Here is an 18,741-nt window from a genome sequence, read left to right on the forward strand (position 1 = left end):
TTACATGCTGTGAAAAGCCGCTTACTTCTGGGGCGGTAATGGCTTTATCCCTTTAGATTGGCGGCGCAAATTGTTTTTGGTAATCGATTCAGGACGTTTGTCCAAGGCCCAGCGAGGCAAGCGAAAGATCGTGTCTCTTTGCTCTTTCAAGGAAAACGGAGCAAACGATTCCATATACGGTACGCCAAACGAGCGTAAACTGCATAAGTGCAGCACTAAGCCAAGCATCCCTACAATGATTCCGTATATGCCAAAAGAAGCAGCCAGAACCATCAGAGGAAAACGAAGAATCCTTACGGTAATCGACATGTTGCTCGCTGGGAAAATAAAGCTGGATATGGCAGTGATCGAGACCACAATGACCATTGCGGCAGAAACAATCCCCGCTTCCACCGCTGCTTGTCCGATGACCAGTGTTCCCACGATGGAAATGGCTTGACCTACTGCACGCGGCATGCGGATTCCAGCCTCTCGTAATATCTCAAAAGCCACTTCCATCATGATCGCCTCAATAAAGGCTGGAAAGGGCACTCCTTCTCGCTGTGCCGCCAAGCTGATCAGCAGCTGTGTCGGGAGCATCTCTTGGTGAAAGGTCGTAATGGCGATATAGAGGGATGGAGCAAGCAATGCTATTAAAAAACAGGCGAATCGCAGCATGCGAATCAACGTACTAAAATCAAAACGCTGATAGTAGTCTTCCGCAGAATGGAAAAACTCCACAAAGAGAGAGGGCACGGTTAAAACAAAGGGAGTCCCATCTACAAGAATTGCTACGCGTCCCTCCAATAGATTCGCGGCCACGACATCCGGGCGCTCCGAGTTAGAGATGGTGGGGAAAGGTGTGTAGGCTTCGTCCTGGATCAGCTCCTCAATCATTCCGCTTTCCATGATGCCATCGATGCTGATTCGATCCAGTCTATTGCGTACTTCTTCTACAACACCCTCTTCTACAATCCCTTTCATATACACAATTGCGACTTCTGTCTTGGTTTCCTCGCCGATTCTGTTGATTTCAATCCATAGCTTTTCACTGGTAATCCGTCTCCGCAGCAACGTAATATTCGTGCGAAGTGTCTCCGTAAAGCTCTCCCGCGGACCGCGAATGACTGTTTGCGATGACGGTTCGGTGACTCCTCTATCCCTCCACTCCTGCAAACCTATATGAATTCCTTCTGAGCTGCCATCCACGAGAATGATGACACAGCCAGACAGCAAGGCTGTAAACAATGTGGGAAAATCGAATAAATCTCCCATATCTCCTACGGTCAGGATGGATTCTTTTAAAAAGGGAACGAACTCGTCCTTGCGTATCCCTTCCCATTCCTTCAAGCGCATTTTGTATAAAAGGCTATCGATTAATACGGCTTGTACCAGGTACGAATCGACCATGCCATCCGCATACAAGACAGCTGCCCGGACGGGTTCTAGGCTATTTAGGACTACCTCTCGAATCACAATGTCATTGCTGTATCCGAGCGATTCTTTTATATAGTGAACGTTTTCGTCTAAGCTGCAACCAATCTGAGCCATTCGGATTGCTCCTCACATCGGCAATTATGAACACAGTTTCTCCGATTGCTCCCATTACTAAACAAAACGTTCATGTCCCTTTCCACAGAAAAAGACCTCGCACTCGTTGAAGAGGACAAGGTCTTTTCGTATATGTTCCACACTATGGTGCAGGTGTTTGTGCATCACCTGGCACTGGTGCATCGTCGAAGGAAGGGTCGTGCCATTCCACTTTATGTTTTTGCTGAAGCGTATTTAACCAGGTACCGTAGTTCTGACTGCGATTTTGGTCAGTCAGCATCATCTTGATCTGATCTTTCACTTTATCAAACTCAGGTGCCGGTGACCCCAGCTGTTCTTTATTTGTATCGTAGTAGGTTTTGATTTGCTCATCGGTAACCGGGAATGCTTTATCCAACAACTTATCCCGTGTCATGAGCACGCTCAACTTATCCCGCAGTTGGGCCTCGGTCATTCCCATACTCTTCAAGTAGTTTTGGAATGCCTCAGGTGAACCTACCTGTTGTTTCATCGAATCAATCTCTTTATCCATATCTTCTTGCGTCACCGCGACGTTTTGCGCCTTGGCTTCCTGCTTGATTAACGCTTCCGCAACAAGTTCATGTATCATTGGTTTTCCGTACATTTTCTTCATTTCACCGTAAAGCTGATTTTGTGTAATGGAGGTATCGCCGGCCGTTACCAATACAGGGTCATTGCCTTTTGCCCATGATTGATAAAACCCTAATACAGCTAACCCCGTTAATAATATGGCAACCGAAAGCATGGAAATATCAAACTTCTTCACTTGGATATCCTCTCTTTCTCTAATCTGCCCTCCAAGTATAGAAAGAAGTTATGGTAGAAAAATGGAAAGCGTATTACACAACTTTTCCACATTCTAAACATATTATGCGCTACATAAAAAATCGGGTAAAAAAAGAGGAGAGAACGGAGGCGATGACAGGACCTAAAACTGCCCAAACCTGTAAAAAGCGTTCTTGTTTCCTGTCTTTTTCTACTTCCATAAACTGAGCGAGTGCTTCCTTGTCCCGATTTTCGTTAGCCAGTAATTGCAGGATTATATCTTTGTCTTTTTCCGTCTTCTCTGCTTTCGTTTCTAATTCAGTCTGCAGCTTGTTCAAAACTTGCAGTACATCATAACGCACATCCTCCATGCGTCCCAATTGATGTTCAATTCGTTCCAACCACTTCGTAACTACTATCATTTGTCCCTCAAGCTGATCGATTCGTTCTTCGAATTTGTCTAATTTCAAATAGATACGTTGTATATGCTGATCTATATTTTTCTGATTTTCATATGGTCCTGCTGTCATAGGTTCCACCTCCCCCGTCCGTCCTTTATACTACTGTTTATGTAGCGGAAAGGAGCATTGCTTGTACGGTTATCCCTCTTTGTTCAGTCTCGTGTAAAAAAAGGCGGCAAACAAATGTATTTCCAAATCCTGAATTCAGCTAAAATAGATGGAAGACTATCTAGCATTTCTCTCAAATAAACGGGGACACGACCGTTTCTTCATAAAGGAGGATACCATGACAACCTTGTTGGAGGTAAAAGGAGTAACGGGTGGGTACTCTTTCAACCACGCTGTAATCAAAGACGTCTCCTTTCACATACGCGAAAAAGAAATTGTGGCGCTAATCGGGCTGAATGGCGCAGGTAAAAGTACGACAATCAAGCATATTTTAGGACTCCTGGAACCAATCGCAGGTGAAATCAGCATTGCAGGGAAGACCTTTCAATCAGACCCCGAAAACTATCGTTTGTCTTATGGGTATATCCCTGAGTCTCCCATTTATTACGAAGAGCTTACGCTTTGGGAGCATATCGAGTTAATGGCGATGAGCCATGGGCTAGACCAGGAAGTTTTTTATGAACGAGCACGTCCTCTCTTAAAAGAATTCCGCATGGAAGAAATGAAAGACCGATTTCCGCAGCAGTTTTCCAAAGGCATGAGACAAAAGCTCATGATCATGATGGCTTTGCTCGTACAACCGCCTCTGTACATCGTGGATGAACCGATCCTGGGTCTGGACCCTCTGGGGATTCGTTCTCTGCTTACGTGGTTGAACCGTTGCAAGGAGCAAGGGGCAGGCATTCTGATGTCCACACATATTTTGGCCACCGCCGAGAAGCATTGTGACCGATTCATCATTTTGCACAAAGGCGAGATTAGAGCCCAAGGAACGCTAGAGGAGCTTCGGCGTTTGACAGGGCTCCCAGATCGCTCCTTGGACGACATATACTTGCATATCGTAGAGGATGACGGCCAGTGAAAATAGACGTAGATCAATTATTTCGCAAACGGTTCCATGCCTTTTCAGTAGAATTCATTCGCTATGCCCAGTACATGGCCAATGGCGGCCTGATGTTCGTCGCGATTTTTTTGATGGGGTTGCTCGCCTTTTACTACCGCAGCATCATCGCGATGATCCCACCCTGGTTCCCTTTGCCGTATGCTATGGCTCTCGTGATTGCTATTGTCGTTGTGAGAAGCCCCTTGCGCACGTTTTTGCTGGAAGCGGATTTGCTTTTTTTGACTCCGCACGAAATAAGACTGGATCGCTATTTCCGGAAGGCGCTCGTGTACAATTTTGCCATTCAGAGCACAGTAGTGTTTATCGTCCTGCTCCTGCTCATGCCTATGTATACAGAGGTCGCAGGTGCACAAGGCGTGCAGCTTTGGGTCTATTGGTGCATTCCCCTGCTCTTGAAGGGCTGGAACATTTACAGCAGTTGGACGTTCTTACGTTTGCCCGATCAGAAGAAGATCGGATTCTATACGCTCGCTCGTTTTGTCTTTTCGTATATCCTCCTCGCTTGGGTATTGAGTGAAGGACAATTCTTGGTCGTGGGTATTCTCCCATTCGGTGCTCTGATCTGCGCTGCGCTCTTGCTCTGGCTCCATTCGCGAATGTTGGCCTATAAGAAAAAACATTCCATACAATGGTATCGCCTGCTTGCCATCGAAAGCGGCTTGCGTCACCGCTTTTATCAGTTCGCGAACAACTTCAGAGATGTCCCTGCCATGCAGCACCAGGTGAAGTCACGCTCGTGGCTCATTGCCCTGACGAAGCTGCTGCTGCCTTACCGTCAAACCAAAGCAGGGCGTCATTTGTTTACCAAAAAATTTATTCGCTCTGGTGACTTTGCGGGCATTTATTTCAGACTCATCCTGCTGTCAGGCTTCGTCGTTCTCATATTGCCCGGCCCCTATGCAAAAATCATCGCTGGCCTGCTCTTTCTCTTCATGACTGCCAGCCAGATCGGTAGCCTCTGGCGCCACCAGAAAAAGCGCAACGGGTACGCAATCTTTCCGATTCGGGATGGTCAGATGAGACAGGCTTTTAGCTGGCTGCGTATGGTTCTGTTGGGTTTGCACGGTGCAGTGCTTGTGCTGATTGGGTTATTGTAGTTAATATCAAAAGTTGCTTGGAAGAAGCGCATTTCCAGTCCAAGCGCCTCTGGAGCCCGACAAAGCGGAGGGCTGAATGGAGGGAGTGCTTTTAGCTTCAACTCTGCAAACTCCTCATCGAAACTGCTACTTTTGAAGCGGCTCCCGCCATTAAGCCCGGAGCGGCCACCATCCCTCAGCGGTGCGCTTCTTCCCCCACTACAGCCACAAAAAAACAGCTCTTCCCGGCAACAACCTGCCAGTAGAAGAGCTGTTTTTTATTTACCGATAAAGTAATTTATCTACAATCGGAACGTATCCACTTTGCTGCGCAGCTCCTGAATGCTGTCTGTCACCTGCTCCGTTTCAGACACGAACTGATCAACGTTTCCACTGACCTCATGCATCGTAGCAGATACTTCTTCGGTAGCCGCTGCTGTTTGTTCCGAGATGGCAGTAACCGTCAACACGGATTCATTCACCTTGTTCTGACCTTGCTTCATCGTCTCTACGCTTGCCATGACATTCGCAAGCGACGTCTTCAAAGTATGTGTCATGTCAGACAGAGCCGTAATGCCTTGTGTAACGGAATCCAAACGTTCTGTCCCCGCGTTGTAGCGATCCAGCGTCGCATTTGTCTTTTCCGTGGCTTGTCTTACCTGATCTTGAATGTCTTTGATGCTCTCCTGAATGACGTGGGTTGCCGCACCTGTCTGTTCGGCCAGCTTGCGAACTTCTCCCGCTACCACAGCGAAGCCTCTGCCCGCTTCTCCAGCACGTGCACTCTCGATGGCTGCATTCAACGCCAACAGGTTGGTCTGTCCGGCGATTTGCTGAATCGTTTCAATCACGTCGTTAATTCGGCTCGATTTTTCTTCGAGAATCGCCATTGTATTTTGCACTTCATGAAATTGTTTGTTCGTCTCTGTTCCATCTGCCAAAAACTCTTGCAATACTTTGTAGCTGCTCTCTCCGATAGCGGACACCTGATTGGATACTGCATCCATCTCGTCAATCGCCGTATTCAATTCAGCCAGCTCGCTCAAGAATTCTTGAACCGTTTGCACCGTCATCTCCATCGCAGTTGCTGTCTGCTCATTCCCCTGCGCAATCTCTTGGCTGGTGACCACGATATTTTTGTTTTGCTCGCGGACAGAGTTGGCACCTTCCCGAATAGAATTCGCCATGCTGTCAATATGCTCGGTTGTCTCTTTTACTCCGCCAATAATTTGACGCAGTTGTGTCGTCATCTCACCAAAAGCAACGACAATTCGGCCAATCTCGTCTTTTTTGTTGGAAACAGAAATCCCTGTAGACGTGAGATCACCAGAAGCAATGCGCATAGACGCCTCTTGTACAACTTGCAGTGGACGCAGCATCTTCTTGATCAAGAAGAATACAGCAACCAAAGCAATAATCGTTACGACAATCATAGCGATAATGATGCGTGGCATGGTTTCATCCAGAACCTGTTCATTAATCAGTTCAACTTTATCTGCCGCAGTATCCACACCAAGCACCGCAATCACTTGACCAGATGGATCTTCAATCGGTGCGAATGCACTTAGGTAATCCCCGTACACAGGGTCTTTGACGATTGGCGTACTGTTCGATCCACCTGCCAGAACAGGAGCAATATCAGCCATGCCGGTTGAGGACGTCTCTTGACCGATTGTAGCTGCTCCCTCTGCTCCTTTCGCCATTCCATCCACCATAATTTTTACCTTTTCACCGTCTGTATGAAGAATATAAACATAAAGGGCACCTGTTTTTTCGGTGTACTCAAACAACGCATTTCGGATAGTCCAATAGTCATCTGTTTCTTGTGGCTGAGATATAAATTTCGCTATCTTCTCTGAGTCAAGCCCTTGGGAGATATGCAATGCTGTGTTAATGCTTGAGCGCGAGAGTGTCTTTTCTACAGTAGTTACGCTGTTTTCGTAAATCATGATAATATTGATTGCCATCATGACGGCAATGATCACCGCTACAAGAGCAACGACTCGTGTTGCCAAGCTCTTACTCATCCTGTTTCACTTCTCCTTCGCCGGTTACGATATGTGTACTGCGGCCCCCCACCTGGGAGCGGACGCATTGTTGCGGGAGGTTTTGCCTTTTCGTAAAAGGATCAGCAGTGCTGCTCTCACACGGTGTTACTCGATAAAAAAAGCACCCAAAAAGGGTGCTTTTCCTAAACACTCCCTACCAGTTTTATCGACAATCGGTAGTGGTTTAATTAGGACTTTTGTTGGGCAATCATGAGAAATCGATGGGTAGGTATATCGATATAACCAACCGCTTCGATTTTCTGGTGCAGATCAAGCAAGGCATCGGCGTACTTTTCTACGGTAAAGTCGCGAATCTGCCATTCGATAGCCTTCAAGTAGTAAACAATGGCACCTATGTCGTAGAAACGGGAAAAGCTCATTTCCTCTCTTTGCTCCACAATCGTAAGGCCGGCTTCCTCCAGTTCATTCACTGCATAGGCCAGATCCCAGTGCAAGTAATCTGGCGGAATCGGAGCGCCCAGCAATCGATTCAGGTCAAGATTGTCTTGCCCGCCCACTTGCTGGGTAACAAATGTGCCACCTGGCTTCAACAGTCGCTTCATTTCAGATGGCAAATAAGCTTCATGTCGATTGATAATCAAGTCGAGTGACTGATCCTCAAAAGGCAATATTTCTTCCCCATCTACCGGAAACACACGAACTCCCAAGGGCTCCAAATTGGCTTTTGCCACCGCTACATTCGGCTCGTAGCCTTCTGTCGCATACGTCTCCAAAGGGAACGGCGCAAGCCTAGAAAACAGTTCTCCACCACCTGTTCCCATTTCCAGCATAGAGCGAATCCCAAGCATGTTCTTTTTCACGATATTTACGTAGTTCCAGCGAAGTGGTGCATCCTGCATCCTGCCTGTCGCAGTCAATCTGGCAAAATCCCATCCAGCGAATGGTGCCTCTACTTCCTCTTGAAAGCTTTTGATCCAATCCTTATTTTCCATATTTGCTTCTCCTCTCGTTTATACCAGTCTGTTCACGTCCAAACCAGACGAAGCAGGAGGAGCTCGAGAGCGTTGTTACGTTTGTACAAAATCAAAGGACATGAGAAAAAGCCCCCTTCCCAATATTCTGATAGGCCGAAAAGGAATACCAAAATTGTAATGTATATCCTGTTTATAGATCAAGTGCACTTCTCCGACTTAAGACGGAGTGAAAATACTGCCTCGGTACGTTTGGTACTCAGCCGTTTCTCTATATCATTAGTATCGAACTAGTAAACAGGAGGAACTGATCATGGCTGATTTTGAAGTGCTTGCCGGGATTCATCAAGGATTGTTTCTGGTCCTTCTCATCGTCATGCTGGTCCCGACAATCATGGCAAACCAGCTCGTTTTCCGTCCGACGAAACGGGCTTTCATAAACAGCGCTCGCATCACTTTGTGTTTTTCATGGTCGGCCCTTTTTGTATTAGCAGGGCATTTGGTGATGACGTGGGTTTTGTTTGAATCCTTTGGTTGGCTTTACATAAAGGATGCGTTGCTTGGCTTTTTACCTTTTATTTTTGTTCCATTGCTCTTTTGCCTTCTTTCTACTTTTCCACGATTGTGGGAGCTGACCGGGAAAGGCGGCAGAGAGTCAAGGCAGTCACAAGTAGATACGGATTATACCCACATTTTGTTACAAGAGAAAAATGTTAGGTCTGCAAAAGCAAACTCGCCGGATCTAGGCGACGCATTAGATGCGGAGTGGCGAGGAGACGCATCTTGCCCCGAATTGCTCGTTCCGCTGCAAGCTAGCCTCTTTGGCTGTCTGATTGCACTCTTCCTTCAAGTCTTTTTTCCGGCTGTTACGCTGGAACCATCCATTTTATTTCTCGCTTGGGGCGTATTATTAGCCGGGGTCTCCCTGCTCTGGATTCGGCAATCGTGGAAGCATCAATACCACTCCACTGTGGAAAATTGGGTAAAACCACGCCGCCTGCACCGCTTTATCCGTTTTGCCGCGTTTCTCCTGACGACTGCTTTACTCGCGACGATCTGGGGAAATCAAGCGATGATAGCGAGTCGCCTTCCCGAGCATTCACCTATGGGAGGGCAGAATCAGGACGATCACGCTCTCCCCGATTTCGTTTTCCCTGTAAAGGCAAGTGCCCATTCGATGCCTTCCACAGGGAAACTTAGAAATGTTGATGGACCAACAGAACCAAAACAAGAGACCCCTGATCGGGTGTTTTCGCTGAACGCACAGAAAACAACCATCCCTCAAGCATCAGGCAAAACCGTAGAAGCATGGACCCTGAATGGACAATATCCCGGACCTGAGCTGCGCATGAAGCAAGGTGAGCTCGTCGAAATCATCCTTCTGAACAAGGATATTTCCGAAGGGATAGACATCCACTGGCATGGCATGCAGACTCCCGCTAGCTATGATCGCATTGCAATAGGAGAAACATCTGTTTATCGTTTTCGCGCGGAACAAACAGGAACGTATTGGTATCATTCTCATCAGCAAATTCCTGAGCAAATAGTGAATGGGCTGTTCGGCGCCTTTGTGATCGAGCCAGCCGAGGCTACGGCTACAGGCGCACCTATTCGCGACATCGCCATGATTCATCACAAGGACGAAAAGGCAGGCGCGACGTTAAACGGCTCACATACACGAAAAATCGAAACAGTTCCTCCTGGCACAACGGTTCGCCTTCGCTTTATAAACGCCGAAAATGCTCCTGTCACCTATTTGCTGCAAGGAACTCCATTTCAGGTAGTAGAGATTGACGGAACCGAGGTAAACGAACCGAATTTGATTGCCAATCAAGCCTTGCAGCCGGGGGCAGGGGGTCGATACGACATTCAGTTTACGATGCCGAATCGTCCCGTGCTATTTGCTCCCGCTGCAAACCAGCATGACAAAGGGCTGCTCTTAAGTCCAGATGGGTCCGAAGATGCTGTGCCCTTCTTAGATGCAGAGCTTTCTGTCTTTGACCCTGCACGTTACGGCAGTCCGATTGCGCTTCCTTTTGATCTCTCTTCCCAATTTGATCGGGAATATCAACTGCTCATTGATGGTCAGTACGGATTTTATGACGGTCAATTCGAGCGTATGTCGACCGTAAATGGCGACTTGCTTCCTGAGACACGGATGATGATGGAAGAGGGTGATCTCATAAAGCTGACCTTCGTCAACCGCAGCTTCCAGGATCAATCGATGTATCTGCACGGTCATCACATGCTCATCCTGAGTCGGGACGGCAAAAAGGTTACAGGAAGTCCATGGTGGACGGACACTCTCCAGGTAGCGCCAGGTGAAACCTATGAAGTAGCTTTCCGTGCGAATAATCCTGGTGCATCAATGGAAGAGAGCCTAACGAAAGGTGAAACTGCTTTTGGTATAGCAATCCCACTCGTGTATGAAGAGCATCTTCAAAAAGAAAACAGCAGTCCGTAGCGATTTTCGCCAGGCTGCTGTTTTCTTTTATCTGTTACTGAGACTTTTTCCGGTTCTTGGCCGCCAATAGTCTGTTTAACGTTTCGTCAGGCTGCGTCTGTGTTTGCTTCTCCTGTTTCTTTTTTGCCTGCTCGTTCTTGTCTGTTGCTGGCTTCACCCGATTTCCAGCCGCCCCTACCGAATGAATTAGGGGAGCAGACACGACTTTCTGGTCATCTATCCGCTCTTCGCGTGTCCGTCTTGTTGCAGAGCGCTTCTCGCCGAGGCGAGACAATACTGCTTGTTGTTCAGAATCGGCAGACGTGGATTTGCGCAGTCTCCACAGACTAGCTAGCCTTGCCCACCATTGATCCGGCAACTGCAAGCGGCGAACAGCGATATCGATTGGCAGCAGCAAAGCCGCCAACATCAGCAACCACTCACTGATTGACTGTGTGTCCCATTTATCAGGAAGCGTGCCGCCAAAAGCCTCGTCCGGTTTGGTAATCTGATTCCCTCCACCGGCACTTAGCCACTCTTGAAGTTCTTTCTCTCCATCGGCATGTATTCCGTATTCCGGCGAATAAGAAACGGTCAATCCTGTCGTTTGGCTCGCCATGACTCGACCTTGATTTTTTTGTGAGATCTGAATCATGTAAGTGCCCGGATCAGCCGTCTCGAATGCACCCTCCATGACTCCTGGCGCAACCGGCTTTAGCTTGATGACTTCTCGCTTCATCTCTTGATTGAGAACGACTGCCTCCATCTCTTGAGGCATGCTTCCACTAGCTGGCATCGTCACCCTCACATTGCCTTTTGCACCGTTCACACTCGTGGTCGTCTTCCAAGTGCCTTCTGTAATTTGCGGGAAAGTCCATGCCACGATTTCGTTCCACAGACGGCTGTTTCCTCCCCAAGCCACCCAGTCCGGTGACCACTTCCCTTCCAGATCACTCGTCCAGGCGACAGAACGCCCCAGACCGTACTGCCAACGGGTGAGAATCGGATCATCGTCAGCACTCATCAAGGATGATTCGGCTGTTTGCTTCGGAGTCGTTGCGATATACGCACGCACCGGAGGCAATTTCTGCTTCAGCGTAGGCCATGCTCCCACTCCTGTATAGCCTGGTACTTGGGGCTTCTCCACAATAAACGTGCGACTGGCTAACGCTGTTTCTTTACTGAAGATTTTCGGGATAGATTCGGCATCGTTGGCAAAGTAATATCTGCCTTTTCCTAACTCGGCAATCATCTCCAGCAGCGATCTATCCGAATCATCCCCCAGCGCCACAGTTGAAACGGTAATATTTTCAGCCGTCATTTGTTGTAGGAGGCCCTCGTAATCATCGCCGATTGCAGACTGCCCATCTGTGAGCAAAATAACATGCTTGCGCTGGGTGTTCATCGCCTTTACACGTTCGTAGCCCAGTTGTAAGGCAGGGAAAATATCGGTCCCGCCATCCGCTTTGATTCTGCTGATCTGCTGTTGGATTTCATCCAGCTTCGTGACAGACTGCGGAGCTACGACATCCCATGGTGTATCGTCAAATGCGATCACCCCGATGTAGTCTTGTGCATTCATCATGGTTGTCGCTCGAATCGCAGCTTCCCTAGCCAGTGCCATCTTATCCGCCCCTCTGGCATCGGAGCTCATACTACCCGACTTGTCGATGACCAGTTGAAGTCCGAGCGTAGGGAGCTGTTCCTTCCCTTTTAAATCCATGTGAACAGGTAATGCCTCTTCAATTGGTGTCTGGAACCAGCCACCCATACCGAAGCTATCTTTACCGCCTGTCATGATCAAGCCAGTGCCCAAATCACGTACAGCGGTCCGCATACGTTCCATATCCGCATCAGTCATGCTGGTGGCGGGCACATCTGCCAGTATAATGGAGGCAAATTGCTTGTAGCCCTCAAGCTCCTTTGGCAGCAGTGCGAGATCGCGCAGCTCCACCTTGATATTGCCCGCTTCCAGCGCCTGAATGAGGTTGCTGGCGGCACCTGGATGCCCTTCGGCTACGAGTACGACTGGTGCCCCGGCTACCTGTGTATAGGCTGTAGCCTGATTGTTCGCCGCTACGGTATCTTGTCGCGGCTCGATTTCCACACGATAGCGATGGAAGCCCTGCTGCATCGCTTTTTGCGAAAAAACGAAGCGGTTGTTGCCCTTGCCGATCTGTACTGTTTGCTGGCCCGCCTCGCGATTGCCTTCATACAGGCGTAGGATTGCCTCGGTTGCTATCGTACTCTCCACATCTACGGTGATGCCGTATTCCTCTCCCGCATACAGTCTTTGCGGTACCTGTACAGATGTAAGAACGACCTCATCTCCGCGTGGCTGCTGCAAGGAAACAGCCTCTACAGCGATTCCTCGCTCCCTCGCCAGTCTCGTCTGCCGTGCCGCATCTCCGTTTGTTTCCAGACCATCTGTCAGCAAGACGACTTTTCCTCTGGCATTGGTAGGGATCATGGCAGACGCCAATCGGATTCCTTCTGCCAAATTGGTTGCATTCCGGTTGACATCCACGCCCAAGGGCTGTACCTCTTGGCGGATTGTCAACGGTTGATCGACCGCTGCCTCTGCACCTACGGCAATGACAGCATACTTATCCGCTGCTTGCTTTTGCCCGATCGCTTCGCGCAAAAAGGAGAGAACCCGCGGATCGTCCTTCATGGAAGCGGATCGATCTACAACAAACACAATCGTTTTCGCCTGAACAGGGGTCAGCAGCTGTGTCCCTGCCAACGCCAAAACCAGAAGGAGGAACAAGAGCGAGCGAATGGTTGCAATTGTCGCCTTTCTGCCGATTGGCATTTGCTGTTGATGTCGCCACCAACTGATGATGACGTACGCAACGGGAAGCAATAGCAACAGGAATAGCGGCTGTATAAAGTTAATACCCACGCTGATACACCCTCCATTCCACCAATAACACCAAGAGAGCAAACGCCGCCAACCAATAGGTCAACTCCTTCGTTCCCAGTGCTCCTGTTGTGTCAGTCGCTGTTGCTTCCTCACTCTCCTTTTGTTCATCGGTATTCTTCCGTGCAACGCTCACAGACTTCGGTGCAATATTCGATTCTTCCTCATTCATTTGGACTGTAAAATACGTACTTTTGGTCCCGGTATCTATCCCTTCGTCAAGACGATACAATCCGGTCAGCTCCGGCAACTGCATCATTTTCGACGTGGCGTCCTCCGTAAGAGACTGCTGATGTCCATTCGGATACGTCAAGGTACGTGTTGTCGCTCCCGGTGAGAGTGGGATCGTCAAGACCTCTCCCGGATGTGCCGTGGGGATTGGGGCTGTTTGACCAGGTGACAGCCAGTTGACGACATTTTGCATGAAAATCGGAAAGGCAGGACGCAGCGGAAAGTCCGATGCATGCAAATCAAATCCGATGATGACCATTCGTCGACCGTCTATAATCCCCGCTCTGACCAGATCGACATCGCCTGCGCGTACCAATGGCTTCATACCAGGCATTTCGTCCAATACGTATCCTTTGGCGACGTGTACATCCCGCCAATCTACGTGCTTGAGCAGCGGGTCATCCGGAGAAACTGGCCTTGGCTGTTGATCCAGTTCTTTTTCTCCAGCAAGCGGCAACCACTCTGTTTTCTTGTTCGGAGCAATCAACAAAATGTTTCCTTTTGGCAACTGGTCTGGCACGACTCCGTCAAAAACCCACAGATCACGCGCAGCCGCGGCAGCATCCGGTGCCTGCTGAATCGTTTCCACCTCAAGACTTCCGACTGTCTGCAATACTTGATGGAGGAAGCGGTTCCCCTCTGGCGAATACAACGCTGCTTTTCCTTTCCCCGCAGCGAATGGCACGCTCCACATGACATTATCTTGGGAAAGTCCGTCCTGCTCCGGTTCGATGACTGCACGATAGACACGAGACATCGCCAGCTTCTGAAACGAAAATGTCTGGGAGCTGCCTGCCCCAACCGAAAAAGAATCCGTATCCAGTAGCTTGTCTTGCTCATCAAAAACAGTGACTTTTCCTTTCGCAGGCATACTGCCATGATTGTCCACCCGCAGCAGTCCCTCTACCCCTTTTTCTGTAGGCTGGGTCACAAAAACACCGATTGCGGTATTCTCGCGAGTGCTTCCCATCTGCATGAACTGAAAGCTCCCGGAAAAGGTAGGAACCGGGCCTCCATCCAGCTTGCGTTCCCCGCTTCCGTCCCCCATCCAAACCACTCCACTGCCTGGTTCATTCTCTGCAATGGCTCCTGCCAATGACAAGGCTGCGATTTGATCGGATGTCCCGGAAAAAGGCGCGAGCTTTTCGATGGCTTGCATGAGCGGCTCTTTATCTGCACTCTTGGAAACCAAAACATTCGGTTCAAGCCCTGCCTCGATGAGGGTCATCGTCTGGCTGCTTCCCAGCTTCTCTACGAGTGCTTTTGCCTGTGAAATGGCTCGTTCCAGCCGCGTCTCGTTCCCTTCCTTCGCCATCATGCTCCCGGATGTATCCACGACCAAAATCGTATGGTCGGATGTGATTCCCTCAGTGGGCACGGACGGTCGTATCAAAGCCAGCACGAGCAAGCAGGCAGCAAGCAGTTGCAGCAGCAGCAACAGGTTGCGCCGCAGCCTTTCCCACGGTTTCACCGCTTCCCAGTTTTGCATCGTGCGCTGCCACAGAAGTGTACTTGGTATGATTCGATCCTCTACTTTTCGCTTGAGCAGGTAGAGGACGATGATGGCCGGGATAATCAGCGCAAACCACAAGTTGCCCAAACCCATCCACTGCATGTTGTCTCTCTCCTCTCTAGCGAATCATGCCGGCCTGACGAAAGACATGGAAGACAATCGATTCCAGCGATTGTTCCGCCTCTACAGACACGAAGGCGATCCCTCTTCCATAAGCAAACGCGGACAGTTCTTGTTGATAATCTCGCAAGCTCTTGTGGTACTCTTCCATCAAAGGGCTGGTCAGGGATACTTCTTTTGCTTGCCCGGTCTCTGAATCGATCAATCGCAGTTCTCCCGCATACTCGGGTGCAAGCTCTTCTTTGGAAAGCACCTGAACCAGCGTGACCTCTTGTCTGGCCGCCTGCAAATACGCGATGCCTTCCGTATAGCCTGACTCGAACAAAAAGTCCGACAGCACGATAGATGTTCCCGCTTTGCCGCTAACAGCTCCTGGCTGGCGCATTGCCGTCTGAATATCACCTGTTCCCCCTTCTTGCAGGGAAGATAAGAAGCTGAGCAAGCGATGCGCCTGGCTCTTTCCTTGCAGCCCGGTAAGTGCTGCCGTAATACGGCTGTCAAATACATAGACCGACACATGATCGAGGTGGCACAGGGACAAATAGCCAAGAGCCGCGGCAATTTCGACAGCACGGGCCATTTTGTTCGGTTGTCCGTAGCTCATCGAACGACTGCAATCGATATACAAGTTCACATGCAGCTCTGTTTCATCCAAGTACTTTTTCAAAAACAGCTTGCCTGAGCGGGCATACGCATTCCAATCGAGCTGCCGCAAATCATCTCCGGGAACATACGCCCGAAAGTCTGCGAACTCCATGGAGCTGCCCATCTGTCTCGCCCTTCGCTTTCCTGCCTGGCTGCCGCTGACCGCTTTGCGACTAGCCATCTGCATTCGTTCCAGTCTGGCGAGCCATGACGGATCAAGCAGGTTTTGATTCATACCTTCTGCGTCCCCAGTTCGTCCAAAATATCCATGATGACGCGGTCAGGCCGGATGCCGTTCGCCTCTCCTTCAAAATTGAGGAACATGCGGTGGCGCAACGCTGGCAGAGCAACTGCTGTCACGTCCTCGTACGCCAGATTGTATCGGCCAGCCAATAACGCACGTACCTTTGCCAAGGAGACAATCGCCTGCACGCCACGCGGACCTGCGCCGTTGCGCACATATTTGTTCACCGAAGCAATTGCCTGTTCCCCCGGATGCGTCGCTAAAAGCAGCTTCACGGCGTAATCCAGTACCGCATCAGCTACCAGCACTTCACGCGCTGCCTGCTGAATCTCAGCAATTTGCTCGGCAGAAGCCACTTTTTCCACGGTGATCACCTGACTTGTGGTCGTTTGCCGCACGATCATTTTCAGTTCTTCTTCCGTCGGATACGGCACGTCGATCTTCAATAAAAAGCGGTCCATTTGCGCTTCTGGTAACGGGTATGTCCCTTCCTGCTCCAGCGGGTTCTGTGTCGCGAGAACGAAGAACGGCTCTGGCAGCGGACGAGTCACTCCCCCGGCTGAAACGGTTCGCTCCTGCATGGCCTCCAACAGGGCGCTTTGCGTCTTTGGTGTAGCCCGGTTGATTTCGTCAGCCAGAACGACATGAGCGAAGATTGGCCCATGTTGGAATTGGAAGGACTGCTGTCCCTTCTCGTCAACCAACAGGATGTTCGTTCCGGTAATGTCTGTTGGCATCAGGTCCGGTGTGAACTGAATCCGCTGAAATGACAGCTCGAAGGCTTGGGACAGTGTCCGAACAAGCAGCGTTTTTCCCAATCCGGGTACACCTTCCAAAAGCGCATGTCCTCCTGCAAATACGGCCCACAGAAGTTGCTCGACCACCTCTTTTTGTCCTACCAATACCTTTCCGATTTCCTGCCTGACAAGCTCTACTCGCTGCAAGCAATCCTCTAGCGTTTGCTGCGCCATCGCCGTGTCTCCTTCCTGTTGTTGAATGATCTAAGGCTCTATTTTGCTGAAATAATCCTTCACGATCTCTTGATAATCGCCGGGAATACTGCCCTTTTCCATACTCTCACGGGCAAATTGCTCATACTGGCCGTACACTTCCTCGTACGGTAGCGTGCCACCTGAGGAGACTTGTGTGTTTCCACTTTGCTGCGACTGGGAAGGTCCTGACCCGAGTGGGCCTCCGACTGTATCAACAGGTCCGTTTTCTCCACCTATGCGATTTGCCGGGACGGTAACGAGCTCGTGTTTGCCTTTTCCCAACCCAGCCCCGCCACCTTGACCGCTTCCTTGGCCGCCAGAGCCATTTCCGTTGCCGTTGCCGTTGCCGTTGCCATTGCCGTTGCCATTCCCTTGCCCCGAGCCATTATTTCCATTTCCAGGCTGGTTTGCCGGGTTCGCCCCTTGATTTGGGGTGGTACCTGTTCCCGGTGTTGCCGCAGTTGGCTGATTCCCCGGTGACCCTGATGCTGGAGTCGCCTGTCCTGTTGCTGCTGTTCCTGTCACAGCTCCACTCGCTCCAGCATTTCCTGCTTGTGCGCCTGCACTGGCAAGCGTCATTTGCGACTGATTGAGCGAAGCAGCGGCATGTATAGCTGCGAGCATGGCTTGCTGAGATTGTTGGATGCCTGTCATCGCTTGCATCAAGCTGTTCTCAAGCGCAGTCATCGCTTGAGGCACTTGTCCTTGGGCTGTTTGCTGGGCTGCCTCCGCCAGTTGTTTGGCGATATCCTCCAGCTCCTTCGAGTCGGCAGACTCTGCCTCTTTTTTCAATTGCTCTGCTGCACTTGCGAGTTCGCGGGCGATCTCTTCCCGCTCTTTTTGCGGCATGCTTTCCATGGCTTTTGCCATTTGTGCAAGGGCCTCGGTCATCGCTTGTCGATCTTTCGCTCCCATCGCGCCAGCCACGGCCTTTGTCCCTTCTTGATTACCCAAGCTGCGCTGGAGTGCTTGCAGCGCTTTTTCTTTGTGCTGCTCTGCATCTCTGACCTTCTCCAATTGTTTTTCCGCAGCGCGTAATGCATTTTGACGTTCTGCCGGGTCGTCTGCTTTCGCCAGAGCCTTTTTTGCCTGCTCCAGCATTTCCTCCAGCTGCTTTTTCTGCGCGTCGGTTAAGCCTGTATTCTTTTTCACGTCTTGCTTGATTGCCTCTACTTCTTCCTCGACCTGCGCGATTGCTTTCTTTTCCTCTGCCATCTGAGCCAGTCGCACGTCTTGAGGATTCGGCCAAAGAAACAGCACCAGGCACACCAATAGCAAGCTGCTTGTGACATATACCTTTCTTTGGACCAGCGACCAGATGCGGACGCTCTCAACGATATGCGGCAAATTTTTTCGCAGATGATGCAGGGCGTCTTCCCTCTGCATACCCGCTACCATCGACTGATTCTCTTGATTCTCCCATGCCGTGACGACTCGCTGAGCCAAACCATTGCCATCTGCCACTAGTGCACATTGGACCCAGGTAGGACGCATCCAAAACGCACGCACCAGACCCGTGATGACAACAAGTACTGGCAGCGCAACCGCGATCCATTGGTAAAACGGAATCGACCAGATGCGGGCAAGGAGGAGGAGCGCCAAACTCGCCCCCATTCCCCACAAACCATAGACCGTTAGCTGCTGTATCCATACGCGCAAGCCCAGTTGCTTTCGAATGGGGGCAAGCAGTGACTTCAGCTCGTCGTTCGATTTAGCGGTAAACAT

Annotated in this window: 13 protein-coding genes; 3 read left to right on the top strand and 10 right to left on the bottom strand. The window is 50.1% G+C overall.

Annotated elements, in window-relative coordinates; translation table 11 throughout:
* Positions 1–21: 21 nt before the first annotated feature.
* The 3 genes from AB432_RS25835 to AB432_RS25845 form a co-directional block, all read right to left on the bottom strand.
* Positions 22–1,530, bottom strand: a complete 1,509-nt coding sequence (locus tag AB432_RS25835; RefSeq protein WP_048034731.1) for a spore germination protein — start codon at positions 1,528–1,530, stop codon at positions 22–24.
* A 142-nt stretch (positions 1,531–1,672) separates the two neighbouring features.
* Positions 1,673–2,317 carry a SurA N-terminal domain-containing protein gene (locus AB432_RS25840; RefSeq protein WP_048034732.1) on the bottom strand — a complete coding sequence of 215 codons (645 nt, stop codon included), beginning with the start codon at positions 2,315–2,317 and terminating at the stop codon, positions 1,673–1,675.
* A 109-nt stretch (positions 2,318–2,426) separates the two neighbouring features.
* A complete protein-coding gene (locus AB432_RS25845; RefSeq protein WP_048034733.1) occupies positions 2,427–2,846 on the bottom strand; it encodes a hypothetical protein in 420 nt (139 codons plus the stop codon).
* 217 nt (positions 2,847–3,063) lie between these two features.
* Between AB432_RS25845 and AB432_RS25850 the strand changes: the two genes are divergently transcribed.
* Entirely contained in the window at positions 3,064–3,807 is a 744-nt protein-coding gene (locus AB432_RS25850) for an ABC transporter ATP-binding protein (RefSeq protein WP_048034734.1), read from the top strand.
* Positions 3,804–4,946 (top strand): ABC transporter permease, encoded by a 1,143-nt coding sequence (locus tag AB432_RS25855; protein ID WP_048034735.1) that lies wholly within the window; start codon positions 3,804–3,806, stop codon positions 4,944–4,946. The genes AB432_RS25850 and AB432_RS25855 overlap by 4 nt, the downstream gene beginning before the upstream one ends.
* 281 nt (positions 4,947–5,227) lie before the next feature.
* Here AB432_RS25855 and AB432_RS25860 read toward each other — a convergent pair whose 3' ends face one another.
* Positions 5,228–6,952, bottom strand: coding sequence for a methyl-accepting chemotaxis protein (locus AB432_RS25860; RefSeq protein ID WP_048034736.1), 1,725 nt, complete (start codon positions 6,950–6,952; stop codon positions 5,228–5,230).
* Positions 6,953–7,161: 209 nt separating this feature from the next.
* Positions 7,162–7,926, bottom strand: a complete 765-nt coding sequence (locus AB432_RS25865; RefSeq protein ID WP_048034737.1) for a class I SAM-dependent methyltransferase — start codon at positions 7,924–7,926, stop codon at positions 7,162–7,164.
* A gap of 292 nt (positions 7,927–8,218) precedes the next feature.
* On the opposite strand from AB432_RS25865, the gene AB432_RS25870 reads away from it, so the two are divergent.
* Entirely contained in the window at positions 8,219–10,369 is a 2,151-nt protein-coding gene (locus AB432_RS25870; protein ID WP_048034738.1) for a multicopper oxidase family protein, read from the top strand.
* 34 nt (positions 10,370–10,403) lie between these two features.
* On the opposite strand, the gene AB432_RS25875 is transcribed toward AB432_RS25870, so the two are convergent.
* Genes AB432_RS25875 through AB432_RS25895 form a run of 5 tightly spaced genes read right to left on the bottom strand, consistent with a single transcriptional unit; the run spans position 10,404 to position 18,741 of the window.
* A complete protein-coding gene (locus AB432_RS25875) occupies positions 10,404–13,253 on the bottom strand; it encodes a VWA domain-containing protein (protein ID WP_048034739.1) in 2,850 nt (949 codons plus the stop codon).
* Positions 13,243–15,117: a vWA domain-containing protein gene (locus AB432_RS25880; protein ID WP_048034740.1), complete on the bottom strand. Its 1,875-nt coding sequence runs from the start codon at positions 15,115–15,117 to the stop codon at positions 13,243–13,245. Before AB432_RS25880 ends, AB432_RS25875 begins: the two co-directional genes overlap by 11 nt.
* 16 nt (positions 15,118–15,133) lie before the next feature.
* A complete protein-coding gene (locus tag AB432_RS25885; protein WP_048034741.1) occupies positions 15,134–16,015 on the bottom strand; it encodes a DUF58 domain-containing protein in 882 nt (293 codons plus the stop codon).
* Positions 16,012–16,995, bottom strand: a complete 984-nt coding sequence (locus AB432_RS25890) for an AAA family ATPase (RefSeq protein WP_048034742.1) — start codon at positions 16,993–16,995, stop codon at positions 16,012–16,014. The genes AB432_RS25885 and AB432_RS25890 overlap by 4 nt, the downstream gene beginning before the upstream one ends.
* Before the next feature lie 30 nt (positions 16,996–17,025).
* The gene (locus AB432_RS25895) at positions 17,026–18,741 is read right to left on the bottom strand and encodes a hypothetical protein (RefSeq protein WP_048034743.1); all 1,716 of its coding nucleotides are present in this window, start codon (positions 18,739–18,741) and stop codon (positions 17,026–17,028) included.

It is taken from the genome of Brevibacillus brevis (assembly GCF_001039275.2).
Lineage (GTDB): Bacteria > Bacillota > Bacilli > Brevibacillales > Brevibacillaceae > Brevibacillus > Brevibacillus brevis_C.

Bases quoted from the DNA above. Each gene is read 5' to 3' on its own strand.
- AB432_RS25870 (WP_048034738.1), top strand. From the start codon at position 8,219: ATGGCTGATTTTGAAGTGCTTGCCGGGATTCATCAAGGATTGTTTCTG.
- AB432_RS25895 (WP_048034743.1), bottom strand. From the start codon at position 18,741: ATGTTTACCGCTAAATCGAACGACGAGCTGAAGTCACTGCTTGCCCCC.
- AB432_RS25860 (WP_048034736.1), bottom strand. From the start codon at position 6,952: ATGAGTAAGAGCTTGGCAACACGAGTCGTTGCTCTTGTAGCGGTGATC.
- AB432_RS25880 (WP_048034740.1), bottom strand. From the start codon at position 15,117: ATGCAGTGGATGGGTTTGGGCAACTTGTGGTTTGCGCTGATTATCCCG.
- AB432_RS25865 (WP_048034737.1), bottom strand. From the start codon at position 7,926: ATGGAAAATAAGGATTGGATCAAAAGCTTTCAAGAGGAAGTAGAGGCA.
- AB432_RS25845 (WP_048034733.1), bottom strand. From the start codon at position 2,846: ATGACAGCAGGACCATATGAAAATCAGAAAAATATAGATCAGCATATA.
- AB432_RS25885 (WP_048034741.1), bottom strand. From the start codon at position 16,015: ATGAATCAAAACCTGCTTGATCCGTCATGGCTCGCCAGACTGGAACGA.
- AB432_RS25835 (WP_048034731.1), bottom strand. From the start codon at position 1,530: ATGGCTCAGATTGGTTGCAGCTTAGACGAAAACGTTCACTATATAAAA.
- AB432_RS25850 (WP_048034734.1), top strand. From the start codon at position 3,064: ATGACAACCTTGTTGGAGGTAAAAGGAGTAACGGGTGGGTACTCTTTC.
- AB432_RS25890 (WP_048034742.1), bottom strand. From the start codon at position 16,995: ATGGCGCAGCAAACGCTAGAGGATTGCTTGCAGCGAGTAGAGCTTGTC.